We start from the raw sequence: 14,418 nt of genomic DNA on the forward strand, positions 1-14,418 counted from the left end.
AGCCGACCGCTGCGCCCCTTGTCAAGATAGGTCTAAGATATATCTTGGATGTATCACAACGCACGGAGGAACGGGCAATGAGCTGGAACAGATATGGTCGCGGCAATGGCTGGGACAAATTGGGCGAAGCCATCGCAATGATGGCGGCAAGCAATGCAGCGGGCAATTTCGCCGGCCCGCGCATGAAGATGGGCTGGCGCTGGGATAACGACGAGGCCGGAGACGACGAGGATGGCTCTCGGCGTGGTCGCCGCCAACGGCGCGGGCGGATGTTTGCCACTGGCGAATTGCGGCTGGCGCTGCTGGCGCTGATCGCGGAGCAGCCTTCGCACGGTTATGAACTGATCAAGCAGATCGAGGAAATGACCGGCGGCGGCTATGCCCCCAGTCCCGGTGCAGTCTATCCGACGCTGCAACTGCTGGAAGATGAAGGCGCGATTGCCGAGGCTGAGGCTGAGGGCGCGAAAAAGCCCTTCGCTGCGACTGACGCAGGCCGCGCCGAACTCGACGAACGCAAGGACGAGGTCGATACGCTGATGCGGCGTCTGGGCCGCCATGCCGAGCGCGCGCACACGGTGCGATCACCCGATCTGTTCAGGGCGATGGGCAACCTTGCCAACGTGCTGAAAAACCGCGCGGTCAGCGGCAAGCTGGACGAACGCACGATCAACGAAATCGTCGACATGATCGACGAAATGGCCAAGCGGATCGAGCGGATTTAGGCTCGGATTGCACCCGAGGTCGCAGGCGCGTATCTTTCCTCCATTCGGGTCGCACCGGATGGGGGAGGGAACGCCTGTGAACACTGAGACAATCGGCGGCGTGCGAACGCCGTGGCACCTGTGGCTGGCGGGCATTGCCACGCTGCTGTTCAATGCGATGGGGGCGATGAGCTATACCATGACGCGGCTGGACAAGCTGGCCGATCTGGGCATGACGCTCGATCAGATCGCTTTCATGGAAAGCTATCCTGTGTGGGCCAATGGGCTGTGGGCGCTGGGTGTGTGGGGCGCGTTGGCCGGGTCGGTGCTGCTGCTGCTGCGCTCGCGTTTTGCGGTTGCAGCCATGGTGGTCGCGCTGGTCGGCCTGATCGGCACCACGTTCTATAATTATGCGCTGGTCGAGGTTCCGCCAAGCATGCAGGCTCCCGCGCTTGACGTCGCGATCTGGGCGGTGACGCTGTTTCTGCTGTTCTACGCCCGCCGTATGGCGCTGGCAGGGGTGCTGAGATAGCCCAAACGCCAAGCAGGGGTTGCAAAGCGCAGCCTTTGGCGAACCGTCAGGCCACTTTCGTCGCCGCGCTTGCCCGCGCCGCGCGGCGGGATTCTATCACCCGGATATAGGTATCGGCGACCACTTGGTTGATCGCGTCCCAGCTGTATTCGGATGCCCGCGTTTCGCCCGCCGCCCCGTGGGCCGCACGCAACGCCCGGTCGGTGCAATAGGGGGCAATCGCATCGGCAAAGGCCGCTGCGTCGGCATCGGTGCTGCCCGATGGGGCCACCAGCCGTCCGGTCACGCCCTCTGCCACCAGACTGGTGCTGCCGGTCGCGCCCGCAGCCACCACCGGCAACCCGCTCGCCATGGCTTCAAGGGTGACGTTGCCAAAGGTTTCGGTGACGGACGGGTTGAAGAATATGTCCCCACTGGCGAGCGCCTGGCCCAAACCATCACCGGTCTTGAAGCCAACGAAGGCCGCGCCGGGCAGGTTCGCTTCGAACCAGCCGCGCGCCGGGCCATCGCCGATCACCATCACCTTGTGCGAAACTTTGCGGCGGCGCAGTTCGGCGATGGTTTCGGCAAAGACATCCAGCCCCTTTTCCATCACCAACCGGCCCAGAAACACGATAGCGACATCATCATCGGCAAGCCCGATGCTGCGCCGCCATTCCGGGTCACGGCGGGCAGATGAGAAGATCGTGCGATCCACCCCCCGGCTCCACAGCCCGATATCATCGTGCATCCGCATCGCGTGTAATTCGTCGATCATGCTCTGCGACGGGGCGACCAGGGCATCGCAGCGGTGATAATAGCGCCGCAGCATATAGATGATCAGCGGTTCCAGAAACGCCATGTTGTAATAGCGCGGGTAGGTTTCAAACCGGGTGTGCACCGATGCGAGCACCGGCACATCATGCGCCAAAGCCCAGCGCAGCGCCGCGTGGCCCGATGGGTCGGGCGATGACAGGTGGACGATATTGGGCGCAAACTCAGCCAGATCACGCTTTACCCGCGCGCCCAGATGGGTCGGCATCCGGTAATCGCCGCGCCCTTTGACCGGCATCGGCACATTGGGCAGGCCGACGAGATCACCCGTGGCGGCAAAATCGGGGTTGGCGACCTTGGGCGAATAAATGCGCACCGCCGCGCCATTGCCGAGCAGCGACCGGACCAGGCGGTTCAGCGCCTGATTCGCCCCGTCGAGGGTGTAGTTATAATTGCCGCTGAACAGGGCAATACGAAGATCGGAGGTGTCCATTGATCGGCCTGATTAGTAACATTCGGTTCACTTGGCGAGAGGGGATTGGCTGCCGGATCGGGGAGGTTGGCAAATCCTTCATTGACTTGGCTCGCGCCGCCATTAGAGCGGCCAGCGGGCCACGCGGTCCCAACGCCGCGCGAGCTCTCTGCAAGGAGAGAATACATGACTGAGTATGCAAGCGGGCTCATGCACGAGCCTGCGCTTAAGCCTGAACGCCCGTTCTTTTCGTCGGGCCCCACGGCAAAATTCCCCGGCTGGTCGCTGGATAAGCTCAAAACTGAATCGCTAGGTCGCTCGCACCGCTCGTCGCTGGGCAAGGCGCGGCTGAAATATGCGATTGATCTGTCGCGCGAACTGCTGGGCATTCCCGATGATTACCTGATCGGCATCATGCCCGCGTCCGACACCGGCGCTATCGAGGCGGCGATGTGGGCGATGCTTGACCCTGCGCGCCCGGTGACGGTTGCCGCGTGGGAAAGCTTTGGCAATGTCTGGATTCAGGACGCGGTGAAGCAGCTCAAACTGCCCAACCTGCAAGTCCTCACCGCCGATTATGGCGAAATCCCCGATCTCACCACCATCCCGCAAGCCAACGACGTGGTGTTCACCTGGAACGGCACCACCAGCGGCGCGATGATCCCGAACACCGACTGGCTTGAGCCGGGCCGCGAAGGGATCACCATCAACGACGCCACCAGCGCGATCTTCGCGCAGGAAATGGACTGGTCGAAGCTGGATGCGACGACCTATTCGTGGCAGAAGGTGATGGGCAGCGAGGCGCAGCACGGGATGCTGATCCTGTCGCCCAAAGCCGTCGCCCGGATCGAAAGCTACGATCCGCCGTGGCCGCTGCCCAAATTGTTCCGCATGAAAAAGGGCGACAAGCTCAACCTCGGCATCTTCGCGGGGGAGACGATCAACACCCCGTCGATGCTGGCGACCGAGGATTATATCGCGGCGCTGGAATGGGCCAAGAGCATCGGCGGGCGCAAGGCGCTGGTCGAGCGGGCCAATGCCAATGCCGGAATCGTGAAAGACTGGATCGAGGCGACCCCGTGGCTGCGCAACATGGCGTCCGACCCGGCGCAGCAGACCAACACCGGTGTGTGCATGGTGTTTCAGGGCGAGTGGTATGACAACCTGTCGCCCGAAGATCAGGCCGCGGTGCCCAAGAAAATCGTCAAGCTGCTCGAAGACCGCAATGTCGGCTTCGATTTCAACGGCTACCGCGATGCACCGCCATCCTTGCGCATCTGGTGCGGTTCGACCGTGGAGCAGGAGGACGTGAAACGTCTGCTGCCGTGGATCGAGTGGGCCTATGAAAGCGTCAAGAACGGCTGATAGCTGCCGTTAGTCTTTGCGTCGCCCCGGCCCCGAGCCGGGGTCCCGCTTCTCTATATCCCTCCCGCAAGCGAAGCGGGATCCCGGATCAAGTCCGGGATGACGAGTGTAAGGTATTTCCCATGACCAATGCCCAAACCAAACCCCGTGTTCTCATTTCCGACAAGATGGACCCCAACGCCGCGCGCATTTTTGAAGAGCGTGGCTGCGATGTCGATGTGATCACCGGCGAAACGCCCGAACAATTGATCGCGCGCATCGGCGAATATGATGGCCTTGCGATCCGTTCGTCGACCAAGGTGACGGCGGCGATCCTTGATGCCGCCACCAATCTGAAAGTGATCGGCCGCGCCGGGATTGGCGTCGACAACGTCGATATTCCCTATGCCAGCGGCAAGGGCGTGGTGGTGATGAACACCCCGTTCGGCAATTCGATCACCACCGCCGAACACGCGATTGCGCTGATGTTCGCGCTCGCGCGGCAATTGCCCGAAGCCAACGCGAAGACGCAGGCGGGCGAATGGCCCAAAAGCGGGTTCATGGGCGTGGAACTGACCGGCAAGACGCTGGGCCTGATCGGCGCGGGCAATATCGGGTCGATCGTCGCATCACGCGCGCTGGGCCTGCGCATGAAAGTGGTCGCCTATGATCCCTTCCTGACCGAAGACCGCGCGGTCGAAATGGGCGTGGAAAAGGTCGATCTCGACACGCTGCTGAGCCGCGCCGATTTTGTCACGCTGCACACGCCCTTGACCGACGAGACGCGCAATATCCTCAATCGTGATCGGCTGGAAAACGCCAAAAAGGGCATTCGCATCATCAACTGCGCGCGCGGCGGGTTGATCGACGAAGCGGCGTTGAAGGATTGCCTCGAAAGCGGTCAGGTCGCGGGCGCGGCGCTCGATGTGTTCGCGGTTGAACCGGCCAAGGAAAACCCGCTATTCGGCGCGCCCAATTTCATCTGCACCCCGCATCTTGGCGCATCGACCACCGAAGCGCAGGTCAATGTCGCCTTGCAGGTGGCCGAACAGATGGCCGACTATCTGGTCAACGGCGGTGTCACCAACGCGCTCAACATGCCGAGCCTGTCGGCGGAAGAAGCGCCCAAGCTGCGCCCCTATATGGCGCTGGCGGAAAAGCTGGGCAGTCTGGTCGGTCAGCTTGCCCACGGCAACCTCACCCGCATCAGCATCGAACGCGAAGGCGCGGCGGCGGAATTGAATGGCAAGCCGATCACGGCGGCGGTGCTGGCGGGGTTGATGCGGCAATATTCCGACACGGTGAACATGGTCAACGCGCCGTTTCTGGCGAAAGAGCGCGGGCTGGATGTCAGCGAAATCCGCCACGAACGCGATGGCGCGTACAACACGCTGATCCGGGTGACGGTGGACACCGCGCAGGGGCAGCGTTCGGTTGCGGGCACGCTGTTCGGCAATGAAGCGCCGCGTCTGGTCGAAATTTTCGGGATCGGGATCGAAGCTGATCTGTCCGGGCACATGCTCTACATCGTCAACGACGACAAGCCGGGCTTCATTGGCCGGATCGGCACGTTGCTGGGTGCGCGCGGTATCAATATCGGCACTTTCAACCTTGGCCGACGCGAAGCGGGCGGGGAAGCGGTGCTGCTGCTCAGCCTTGACGAAGCCCTGACGCCGGACGTGGTGGCCGAGGCCGAAGCGCTTGACGGGGTGAAGCTGGTCAAGGCGCTGGGGTTTTAGGGAAGGCTTGCATTTCATCGTCACCCCGGCGAAGGCCGGGGCCCAGAAGCGCGGGGCGGGCTGGTTCCCGGCCTGCGCCGGGATGACGTACGAGTGAAAATGACCAAACCCAACGATCTCCTCCCCGAAGGCCTCGAAGACCGCCTGCCGCCCGAAGCGGCGCGGATTACGGCGGCGATGCGCGCCTGCCTCGCTGTGCTCGATGCCCACGGCTATGACCGGGTGCGCCCGCCGCTGCTCGAATTCGAAGCCTCGTTGGCAGGGCGGATGGTAGGTATCGCCAAGGGTGAAGGGCGCTCGATGTTCCGCTTCGTCGATCCGGCGAGCCTGCGGACGCTGGCGCTGCGCAGCGATATCACCCCGCAGGTCGGGCGGATTGCGGCGACCAGCCTTGCGGGTGCCGCGCGCCCGCTGCGGCTCGCCTATTGCGGCGATACGGTGGTGATCAAGGCGAGCCAGCTCGATCCCGCGCGTGAACGCCTGCAATTGGGCGCCGAACTGATCGGCGCGGATAGTGTTGCCGCCGCAAGCGAGGCGGTGATGCTGGCGGTTGAGGCGCTGAAGGCCGCCGGGCTGACCGGGATTTCGGTCGATTTCACGCTGCCTGATCTGGTCGATACGCTGAGCGCCCACGCCCTGCCTCTCGCGCCCGACAGCATCGAAGCGGTGCGGCGCGAGCTGGATACCAAGGATGCGGGCGGATTGAAGGCGGCGGGCGGTGAGGCCTATCTGCCGTTGCTCTATGCCACCGGGCCGTTTGCCACGGCGCTGGCGGCTTTGCGCGAAGTGGACGCGGGCGGGGCGCTCAAATCGCGGCTCGATGGGTTGGCGGCGATTGCAGCGGCGGTGGGTGATGCGGCCCGCATCACGCTCGACCCGACCGAACGCCACGGGTTCGAATACCAGTCATGGTTCGGGTTCACGCTCTATGCCGATGGGTTGCGCCGTGCGGCGGGGCGGGGCGGCACTTACCGGATCGCGGGGAGCAATGAACCTGCAACCGGGTTTACGCTCTATCTTGATCGGCTGGCCGAGGCCGCGCCGCAGCCCGAAGCGGCGCGGATGGTCTATCTGCCGCTGGGCCATGACCGCGCGGCGGCGGCGGCGCTGCGCGCGCAGGGCTGGCGCACGGTCGCGGGGCTGGCCGAGGATGAGGATGCGCGCGCACTGGGCTGCGGGTTTGTGCTGGACGAAGGCGGGGTTCGCGAACTTTGAAGTTATCGTCGCCCCGGCCCCCGAGCCGGGGCTTGGCTGGCCTTTTCGCCGTCATTAAGAAGTGTTATTTCACTTGGCATACCTAAGTCGGTTGTAAGGTGTTAAAGGAACGCCTTAAAGCGAATTTGGAACCTCTGGTATATGATCGCATCAATAACCGGACGCACATTTGCAGCCTTCGCAAACATTGGCCAGATGATCGCGATGCTGCATGAGATTCAAGAAAATGCTACCGAGTTAAATATCCAGTTTATGCCGTTCCCTTGGCAAACGCTAAGAGACGATCTGGAGGACATTGAGCGCATTGCTTCTGAACTTAGCTTGGATGCAACGCAAGAATCGTTGCGCTATGCAATAAATCTCTGGGAGCGCGGCTTTGGCGATGTTGGAGGCATTGTTTCGCTTTCAAAGAGTGACACTGAGCGACTATCGTGGACTCTCCAAATGGTACGGATGAATTTTTCCACCCAGATGCAATCTAGGTTGGTTTTGGTCATGGGAACGAAGCACGCTCATTATCTGAACAACGAAGACCCGCCGTTTGGCCATCGAGTGGAGGATGTTTTTCCCACCTCAAGCGAAGAGATTTCAGAAGCAGCTAAATGCCTTGCTCTACAACGGCCCACCGCAGTCGTTTTTCACTTGATGCGCGCAATGGAACTGGCGGTTCAAAGAATGGCTCAGTTGCTGGGCCGCGATAATCCTGAATCTAAAGTTTGGGGGTTCATCCTCTCGGATATTGATGCCGAAATCCAGAAAATGCCAAAAGGTGCGGATCGCGATGCATGGTCAGCTTGCCACACGCATTTATATCATGTGAAACAGGCTTGGCGGAACGACACCATGCACCCCAAAACAACCTACACCGAGGCTCAGGCCGAAGTTGTGTTTGATGCTGTCAAGTCCTTTATGACCCACCTCGCGGATTTGGCACCTTCTGGCACCCACAGATCCAGCGCCTGCAACGGATCGCTGCCATAAGATAGCGTTTGCGGGGCAGGAGCGTTGATTGGCGCCATGACGCCGCTGTGCCGCGCCGCACCATCACGCCCGCCGCGTGCCTGCATCCGTTCGCGCAAAGCGGTGCGGCAGGTTTCCGACAATTCACCAGCCTTTTCACGCAGGCAGGTGCGCATTTGCGCCCGATCACGCTGCCCGTTCTGCGCGCACAGCGCGGCAATTTCCTCGCGGCAGTCGGCAGGCAGGCGTGCGCCCGCGCGTGGATGGGCAAGGATCGGGGCCGCCAGCACAGCGGCGGCGGCAACGGCTATCATGGCTTTGGCGGAAGTGTTCATCGCAGTTCCTCACAGGTGGCTTATGCGTTCCCAACGGCGCAACCGCCATAACCCTTCGTCATTGGCCTTCGTCATTGGCCTTCGCATTTGGCCTGCGCGCGCTTGCCCTGCCGCCTTCAAACGCCTACGCGCCTGCCCGGCCAAGCGCCACCAACCAGACCGCCATCAGCTAAGGATAAACATGGCCAACGTCACCGTGATCGGCGCCCAGTGGGGCGATGAAGGCAAGGGCAAGATTGTCGACTGGCTCGCCAGCCGCGCCGACGTGGTCGTGCGCTTTCAGGGCGGGCACAATGCCGGGCATACGCTGGTGATTGACGGCACGACCTATAAACTCAGCCTGCTGCCTTCGGGGATCGTGTCGGGCACGCTGTCGGTGATCGGCAATGGCGTGGTGCTCGATCCGTGGGCGCTGCGCGACGAGGTGAAGAAGCTCGAAGGCCAGGGCATTGCGATCACTGACGAGAACCTGGCGGTGGCGGACAACTGCCCGCTGATCCTGCCGCTGCACCGCGATCTGGATGGCTTGCGAGAGACTGCGGCGGGCAAGGGCAAGATCGGCACCACCGGGCGCGGGATCGGCCCGGCGTATGAAGACAAGGTTGGCCGCCGCGCGATCCGGGTGTGCGATCTGGCGCATCTCGATTCGCTCGACCCGCAGCTTGACCGGCTGTGCGCGCATCACGATGCCTTGCTCGCAGGGTTCGGCCAGCCGCCGGTTGATCGGCCTGCGCTGCTGGAAGAATTGCGTGAAATCGCGCCGTTTGTGCTGCGCTTTGCCCAGCCGGTGTGGAAACGGTTGAAAAAGGTGCGCCGCGCGGGCGCGAAAATCCTGTTTGAAGGCGCTCAAGGGGTGCTGCTCGATGTCGATCACGGCACCTATCCGTTTGTCACATCGTCCAACACCGTCAGCGGCACCGCGGCCAGCGGCAGTGGGCTTGGCCCCAATTCGACCGGTTTTGTGCTGGGGATCGTCAAAGCCTACACAACCCGCGTCGGCTCTGGCCCGTTCCCGACCGAGTTGGAGGACGATATCGGCCAAAGGCTGGGCGAACGCGGCCACGAATTCGGCACCGTCACCGGGCGCAAGCGGCGCGTTGGCTGGTTCGATGCGGTGCTGGTGCGCCAATCCTGCGCGATTTCGGGCGTCACCGGGATTGCGCTGACCAAGATCGACGTGCTCGACGGGATGGAGCGGGTCAGCATCTGCACCGGGTACCGGCTGCGCGGGAAGGTGTATGATTACCTGCCCAGCCACGCCGCCGATCAGGCCGAATGCGAACCGATTTACGAAGATATGCCCGGTTGGAGCGAGAGCACAGCGGGCGCGCGTTCTTATGCCGATCTGCCCGCCAACGCGATCAAGTATATCCAGCGGATTCAGGAATTGATCGAATGCCCGGTGGCGCTGGTGTCAACCTCGCCCGAGCGGGACGACACGATTTTGATGCGGGATCCGTTTGTGGATTGATCGCCGGGGCGTTGCGGGGTTATCCTGCCCGGATGATCCGCCGCGCTGCCCTTGCTGTCCTTGCCCTTGCCGCCTGCGCGGGGGCGCTGCCGTCGGCGGTGCCTTTATGGGCGCGCAGCGGCGATCAGATCGCGCCGCAACGCGCCTTTACTTATGTTGATTACCTGCTGGTCGACAAATCCGAACGGCTGATGATCGGCTATGCAGGCGGCCAGCCGGTCAAGGTCTGGCGCGGCTTGCAATTCGGCGGTCAGCCGCAGGGGCACAAGCAGTTCGAAGGCGACGAACGCACGCCCGAAGGCCGCTATGTGATCGAAACGCGCAATCCCGCCAGCGCGTTTCACCTCAGCCTCAAAATATCATACCCCGCGCCCGCTGACCGCGCCTTTGCGCAGGCCTATGGCCGATCGCCCGGCGGCGAAATCTTCCTCCACGGGCAGCCTAACGCGCTGCCGATGGGCCGGATGCCGGGCGATTGGACCAATGGCTGCATCGCGTTCTCCAATGCTGAGATTGAGGAGCTGTGGCGGATCGTGCCCGATGGCACGGTGATCGAAATCAGGCCCTGACCCGCGATCAGCGATCCTTTTCGTTCAGCATCGCGATCTGCACCTGCAACCGCTTCACTTCGCGCAGCACGGTCAGCATATTCACCCGCTCGAACATCCATTGCTTCAGAAAGCCCTGCATGATCAGCAGCGCGAGCGAACTCAGCCCCCAGCCAAGGATGGCATCGGTGCCTTCGGCGGTCACTGCGCGATAGATGCAATAGGCAAGCCCCAGGCCGATGGCGATGGCGAACACAAAGCCCAGCTTGGCCCAGCCGCCCAGCGGCCCTTTCCAGCTGTCGCCGATTTGCTGGAACATGCCGCGATCCGAATCGAGGCTGGCGAGGAAGGCGTGATCGTCGGCATCAAGCGCGGCGGCGATCCGTTGGTCATTGCTATTCATAGTGTGTCTCCGTGGGTAGGTTCGGGTTGGGATTCGCCCAGTGCAACCTTCAATTTGCGGCGGGCGTGGAACAGGCGGCTTTTGGCGGTGCCTTCAGCAATGCCTGCGGCGTCGGCGATTTCGCGCAGGGTCAGGCCCTCGACAAAATACAGATGGGCGGCGAACCGCTGATCGGGCGGCAGCGCGCCAAAGGCCTGCTGCAACGCGATGCTGTCACCCTGCTGGGGCGCGGCGGGCGGTTCGGATTGATCATCCAGCGCATGGCCGGACTCCCTGGCACGCTCGCGGATCGCGGCGCGCAGGAAATCCGCGCCCTTGCGGTGCAGCACGCCAAAGGCATAGCTGCGAAACCGTGCCGGATCGCGCAGCCGGGTGATACCTTTCCAGATCCCGATCCAGCATTCCTGCACCAGATCGCGCGCGATTTCGGCATCGCCGGTATAGCGCAGCGCCGCACGCGCCAGCCGCGGGTTCCAGCGCGCATGGAGCCGCTCCATCGCGCGGCCATCACCCTGCGCCACCAGCAGCACCAGCAATTCGTCAAAAATCGCGCCGGAATTGGGGGCGGGGTCAGGGTGGGGAGAATTGTTCATCACAACAGTAGTCTCTCACAGCCACGGAAAGGTTCAATCCGGGCTGCCCGAAATCGGTGGGTGGGGGTGAAATTCTTGACCTGAATTGATTTTGTTCTATTCTTGTTCTGACATCGTTGGAGTCGCACCCATGTCGAACGACGTTTCGAAACAAGCTGATTTTTCCTATGACAGCGCCCGCGATGCCGCCGGGCCGCCCGCAAGGGTGACGATTTATGGCGGTGATGCGGGTGTGCGGGCGCAGATTGCCGCTGATCTGGGTGAAGCAGGGTTCCGCAGCATCGACGGCGGATCGGTGGCCGCGCTGATCGATGGGCCGATAGCGCTGCTTGGTAATGTAAAGGTGGTCCATTGCCCGGCAGATGGCCCGCACGGGCTGGATGGGGCGATGCTGGATGGGCTGAAGATGCTTGATACGCGGGTAGCGCGGACAGGGGCGAAACTGATCGCGGCGACCAATATGGCGGGGCTGGATTATGTGTTTGCGGTGCTGGATCAATCCGCGCCGCAGATTCTGGTGTCGCCCAGCCGCGCTGAACGCCTGATTGCGGTGGGCCGGGTGATGGGCGAAGCGGTCGCGGCGCGGGTGCGCGAAATGGGGGAGGAAGACCGCGTGGCCCTGCTGCGCCTGTCGCAGCAGGTCGAAGCGATTGCCCATTCGCTCGATCGGATATCCCACACAGCGCCGCCATCTAAGGGCGCGGGCGGGCTTGGTGAATTGAAGCGTGATTTTCACCCGCAGGAAAGCGCGCATGGCTTTGGCGAAGCGCGGGGGCAGGCGGCGCTGCCCGATCCGCGCATGGTGCGGCAGATTATTGCCAACCGTCAGGCGCGTGGGCAGTTTTTCGATCCGGCACTGTTCGGCGATCCGGCGTGGGACATGCTGCTCGATCTCACCGCCGCGCATGGTGAAGGGGCGCAGGTCTCGGTCACTTCGCTATGTATCGCAGCGGGCGTTCCGGCGACCACCGCGCTGCGCTGGCTGACGCAGATGGTTGAAAGCGGCATTTTCATGCGGGTGCCCGATCCGGCGGACAAGCGGCGGGCGTTCATCGCGCTGAGCGACAAGGCGATCACTGCGATGGCGGGCTATTTCGCACAGCTTCGCACGCCGGTTGAATTGGCGACTTAGGCATCGTCCAACAGATCGGGGCGCCAACGCAGAATCAGGGTGAGGCCGGTTGGGTGGGCGTTGTCAGCCTGAAAATTGGCGGTTGAATCGAGGCTCGCAAGGCTAGACCCCTCCTTGCCCGTTCTAGACCCTGCCTTGCCCCGTCTTGACCCCTGCTTGGTCGGCCCAGACTCCTGCTTGACCCCCGCTTGACCCCCCTCATTTGCGCCCAACATCCGCCGCGCAGCATCGGCGCGGGCACGGGCCAGAATGGCTGGCGGCACCGCGCCGTCCAGTACCAACACATCCGCTTCGCCCAGCCATCGCGCCTGCCGCAGGGTCAGGTCGTCGGGGTCTGCGCTGGTGAGCGTGAGGTCAAAAATCGCTCCCGTCTGAGCCTCAGCCTCGCCAGCCAGCCACGCCTCAACCCGCTCAAAAGATTGCGTATTTAGCGGGTCAAGCGCGCAGCCCTCCCGCAAGGCCGCATCCACCGCGCGCCGCCGTTCGGCCCCGTCAGGGAAGCGCCGCCGCAGCGCCGGACGTGCCGCCTCCAGCGCCCGCGCTAGCAGCCCCAGCGTCGCGGGCAACACCCGCTCCAGCCGCAGCCTTACGTGTTTCGCCAGCCCGGCAGACGCGCCGCCCGTGCCAATCGCGACCAGCAAGGGGCTGCGATCAAGGATGGAAGGTGTTGTAAAATCGCATAATTCTGGCCGGTCGACGACATTGACCAACATTCCGGCGCAGCGTGCATTGATCGCTGCAACCTCGCAGGCACGGGCATCATCATAGGCGATAAAGGCGATTCGCACCCCTTCATCAACCGCCCGTGCCAGATCATCCACCACCACCCCGCCAGCCCGTTCCACCAGCCGCCGTTTCGGTTCGGCAGCCGGCCCTTCGCCCAGCACCAGCACATTTTGCCCGGTGATCTGGTGGAACAGCGGCAGGCTGGCGATTGTGCTCATTGGCGGCTCAGGCGAGCCATTCGGGCACGCGTTCGGCATCCATGATCGCGCCCGCTTCGATCCGGTCGGCCACCACCGCGAACCTGTCGCCATCCACCAGCACTTCGGCCACAAAGCCGCGCGAATTGTAGGATGACGCCATGGTTGCGCCGTAAGCGCCCGCGGTGCGGAACACCGCCAGATCGCCCGCATCCAACTTGTCGCATTCGCGCCCCATCGCAAAGGTATCGCCGGTTTCGCAGATCGGGCCGACGATATTGGCGGTCATCCGCGCGCCCGAAGGCTCCACCGCCTCGAAATGGTGATAGGCCCCGTAAAGCGCCGGGCGGGCGAGATCATTCATCGCCGCATCGACGATCACGAAGGGATCATTGATCCCGCGCTTCACCCGCACCACCCGCGTCAACAGCACCCCGGCATTGCCCGCGATCACCCGCCCCGGTTCAAAGATCAGCTTGACCCCCCAGTCCCGCGTCACCCGCGCCACCATCGCGCCGTATTCGGCAGGCTGAGGCAGCACTTCGCCCACCCGGTAAGGCACGCCAAGCCCGCCGCCAAGGTCGACATGGGTAATCGTATGCCCCGCGCCGCGCAGCGCCGCAACCAGCGCGCCAAGCTTTTCAAATGCGGCCTCAAGCGGAGCAAGATCAGCCAGTTGGCTGCCAATATGCACCGCCACCCCGCGCAGGTTTACCCCCGGCAGGCCCGCCAGCTTGCCGAAAATCTGGCCTGCTTCGCTGATCGGAACGCCGAATTTGTTATCGGCCTTGCCGGTCGAAATCTTGTCATGGGTGCCCGCATCGACATCGGGATTGATGCGCAGCGTGCATTGCGCCGTCACACCCTTGGCGGCAGCGATTTCGGCAAGCTCTAAGCCCTCTTCCTCGCTTTCGATATTGAACTGCCCGATCCCGGCGTCGAGCGCGGCGATCATCTCGGCGGCGGTCTTGCCCACGCCTGAGAACACAATCATGTCGGGCGCGATTCCCGCTGCAAGCGCCCGGCGCATTTCGCCCACAGACACCACGTCGGCGCCCATACCGCAACGCTCCAGCACCTTGAGCACCGCGAGGTTGGGGTTGGATTTGACCGCGAACGCGATCAGCTTATCAGGCACATCCGCCAGCGCCTCGCGAAACACCCGCGCGTGGCGTTCCAGCGTGGCGCGCGAATAGACATAGACCGGGGTGCCGACCGCATCGGCAATCTGTGGCAGCGGCACGTTTTCGGCGTGCATCACACCGTTCGAAATCGCAAAATGGTCCATCGGGTTCGC

15 protein-coding genes are annotated in these 14,418 nt (G+C 63.0%); 10 read left to right on the top strand and 5 right to left on the bottom strand.

Features of this window, described 5'->3' with window-relative positions; genetic code table 11:
• Positions 1–77 precede the first annotated feature (77 nt).
• Complete coding sequence (locus tag ACSSV3_RS05750) at positions 78–722, top strand: PadR family transcriptional regulator (RefSeq protein WP_354322861.1); 645 nt, start codon at positions 78–80, stop codon at positions 720–722.
• A gap of 76 nt (positions 723–798) precedes the next feature.
• Positions 799–1,233 (top strand): hypothetical protein, encoded by a 435-nt coding sequence (locus ACSSV3_RS05755; RefSeq protein ID WP_354322863.1) that lies wholly within the window; start codon positions 799–801, stop codon positions 1,231–1,233.
• Between the two features lie 46 nt (positions 1,234–1,279).
• Here the strand turns inward: ACSSV3_RS05755 and ACSSV3_RS05760 are convergent, their stop codons facing one another.
• Positions 1,280–2,479: a glycosyltransferase family 4 protein gene (locus tag ACSSV3_RS05760; protein WP_354322864.1), complete on the bottom strand. Its 1,200-nt coding sequence runs from the start codon at positions 2,477–2,479 to the stop codon at positions 1,280–1,282.
• 165 nt (positions 2,480–2,644) lie between these two features.
• Here ACSSV3_RS05760 and ACSSV3_RS05765 point away from each other — a divergent pair, with 165 nt between their 5' ends.
• The 7 genes from ACSSV3_RS05765 (at position 2,645) to ACSSV3_RS05795 (ending at position 10,091) form a co-directional block, all read left to right on the top strand.
• Entirely contained in the window at positions 2,645–3,823 is a 1,179-nt protein-coding gene (locus ACSSV3_RS05765) for a phosphoserine transaminase (protein WP_354322866.1), read from the top strand.
• 122 nt (positions 3,824–3,945) lie between these two features.
• Positions 3,946–5,541, top strand: coding sequence for a phosphoglycerate dehydrogenase (gene serA, locus ACSSV3_RS05770; protein WP_354322868.1), 1,596 nt, complete (start codon positions 3,946–3,948; stop codon positions 5,539–5,541).
• Positions 5,542–5,640: 99 nt separating this feature from the next.
• Entirely contained in the window at positions 5,641–6,756 is a 1,116-nt protein-coding gene (locus tag ACSSV3_RS05775; protein ID WP_354322869.1) for an ATP phosphoribosyltransferase regulatory subunit, read from the top strand.
• A 141-nt stretch (positions 6,757–6,897) separates the two neighbouring features.
• The gene (locus ACSSV3_RS05780; RefSeq protein ID WP_354322871.1) at positions 6,898–7,737 is read left to right on the top strand and encodes a hypothetical protein; all 840 of its coding nucleotides are present in this window, start codon (positions 6,898–6,900) and stop codon (positions 7,735–7,737) included.
• Positions 7,738–7,784: 47 nt separating this feature from the next.
• On the top strand, positions 7,785–8,102 hold the full coding sequence (locus tag ACSSV3_RS05785) for a hypothetical protein (protein ID WP_354322872.1): 318 nt from the start codon (positions 7,785–7,787) through the stop codon (positions 8,100–8,102).
• Between the two features lie 130 nt (positions 8,103–8,232).
• Positions 8,233–9,522: an adenylosuccinate synthase gene (locus ACSSV3_RS05790; protein ID WP_354322873.1), complete on the top strand. Its 1,290-nt coding sequence runs from the start codon at positions 8,233–8,235 to the stop codon at positions 9,520–9,522.
• Positions 9,523–9,554: 32 nt separating this feature from the next.
• Positions 9,555–10,091, top strand: a complete 537-nt coding sequence (locus ACSSV3_RS05795; RefSeq protein WP_354322874.1) for a L,D-transpeptidase family protein — start codon at positions 9,555–9,557, stop codon at positions 10,089–10,091.
• A 7-nt stretch (positions 10,092–10,098) separates the two neighbouring features.
• On the opposite strand, the gene ACSSV3_RS05800 is transcribed toward ACSSV3_RS05795, so the two are convergent.
• On the bottom strand, positions 10,099–10,473 hold the full coding sequence (locus ACSSV3_RS05800) for a DUF6768 family protein (RefSeq protein WP_354322875.1): 375 nt from the start codon (positions 10,471–10,473) through the stop codon (positions 10,099–10,101).
• The gene (locus tag ACSSV3_RS05805) at positions 10,470–11,066 is read right to left on the bottom strand and encodes an RNA polymerase sigma factor (protein ID WP_354322877.1); all 597 of its coding nucleotides are present in this window, start codon (positions 11,064–11,066) and stop codon (positions 10,470–10,472) included. Before ACSSV3_RS05805 ends, ACSSV3_RS05800 begins: the two co-directional genes overlap by 4 nt.
• Before the next feature lie 130 nt (positions 11,067–11,196).
• Here ACSSV3_RS05805 and ACSSV3_RS05810 point away from each other — a divergent pair, with 130 nt between their 5' ends.
• Entirely contained in the window at positions 11,197–12,198 is a 1,002-nt protein-coding gene (locus tag ACSSV3_RS05810) for a MarR family transcriptional regulator (RefSeq protein WP_354322879.1), read from the top strand.
• Here ACSSV3_RS05810 and ACSSV3_RS05815 read toward each other — a convergent pair.
• Complete coding sequence (locus ACSSV3_RS05815) at positions 12,195–13,142, bottom strand: precorrin-2 dehydrogenase/sirohydrochlorin ferrochelatase family protein (RefSeq protein ID WP_354322881.1); 948 nt, start codon at positions 13,140–13,142, stop codon at positions 12,195–12,197. The genes ACSSV3_RS05810 and ACSSV3_RS05815 overlap by 4 nt on opposite strands.
• A 7-nt stretch (positions 13,143–13,149) precedes the next feature.
• On the bottom strand, positions 13,150–14,409 hold the full coding sequence (gene lysA, locus ACSSV3_RS05820) for a diaminopimelate decarboxylase (RefSeq protein ID WP_354322882.1): 1,260 nt from the start codon (positions 14,407–14,409) through the stop codon (positions 13,150–13,152).
• Positions 14,410–14,418 lie beyond the last annotated feature (9 nt).

The sequence above is a fragment of the Porphyrobacter sp. MBR-49 genome (genome assembly GCF_053628655.1).

Bases quoted from the DNA above. Each gene is read 5' to 3' on its own strand.
- ACSSV3_RS05750 (WP_354322861.1), top strand. From the start codon at position 78: ATGAGCTGGAACAGATATGGTCGCGGCAATGGCTGGGACAAATTGGGC.
- ACSSV3_RS05790 (WP_354322873.1), top strand. From the start codon at position 8,233: ATGGCCAACGTCACCGTGATCGGCGCCCAGTGGGGCGATGAAGGCAAG.
- ACSSV3_RS05815 (WP_354322881.1), bottom strand. From the start codon at position 13,142: ATGAGCACAATCGCCAGCCTGCCGCTGTTCCACCAGATCACCGGGCAA.
- ACSSV3_RS05760 (WP_354322864.1), bottom strand. From the start codon at position 2,479: ATGGACACCTCCGATCTTCGTATTGCCCTGTTCAGCGGCAATTATAAC.
- ACSSV3_RS05795 (WP_354322874.1), top strand. From the start codon at position 9,555: ATGATCCGCCGCGCTGCCCTTGCTGTCCTTGCCCTTGCCGCCTGCGCG.
- ACSSV3_RS05765 (WP_354322866.1), top strand. From the start codon at position 2,645: ATGACTGAGTATGCAAGCGGGCTCATGCACGAGCCTGCGCTTAAGCCT.
- ACSSV3_RS05780 (WP_354322871.1), top strand. From the start codon at position 6,898: ATGATCGCATCAATAACCGGACGCACATTTGCAGCCTTCGCAAACATT.
- ACSSV3_RS05775 (WP_354322869.1), top strand. From the start codon at position 5,641: ATGACCAAACCCAACGATCTCCTCCCCGAAGGCCTCGAAGACCGCCTG.
- ACSSV3_RS05805 (WP_354322877.1), bottom strand. From the start codon at position 11,066: ATGAACAATTCTCCCCACCCTGACCCCGCCCCCAATTCCGGCGCGATT.
- serA (WP_354322868.1), top strand. From the start codon at position 3,946: ATGACCAATGCCCAAACCAAACCCCGTGTTCTCATTTCCGACAAGATG.
- ACSSV3_RS05800 (WP_354322875.1), bottom strand. From the start codon at position 10,473: ATGAATAGCAATGACCAACGGATCGCCGCCGCGCTTGATGCCGACGAT.
- lysA (WP_354322882.1), bottom strand. From the start codon at position 14,409: ATGGACCATTTTGCGATTTCGAACGGTGTGATGCACGCCGAAAACGTG.
- ACSSV3_RS05810 (WP_354322879.1), top strand. From the start codon at position 11,197: ATGTCGAACGACGTTTCGAAACAAGCTGATTTTTCCTATGACAGCGCC.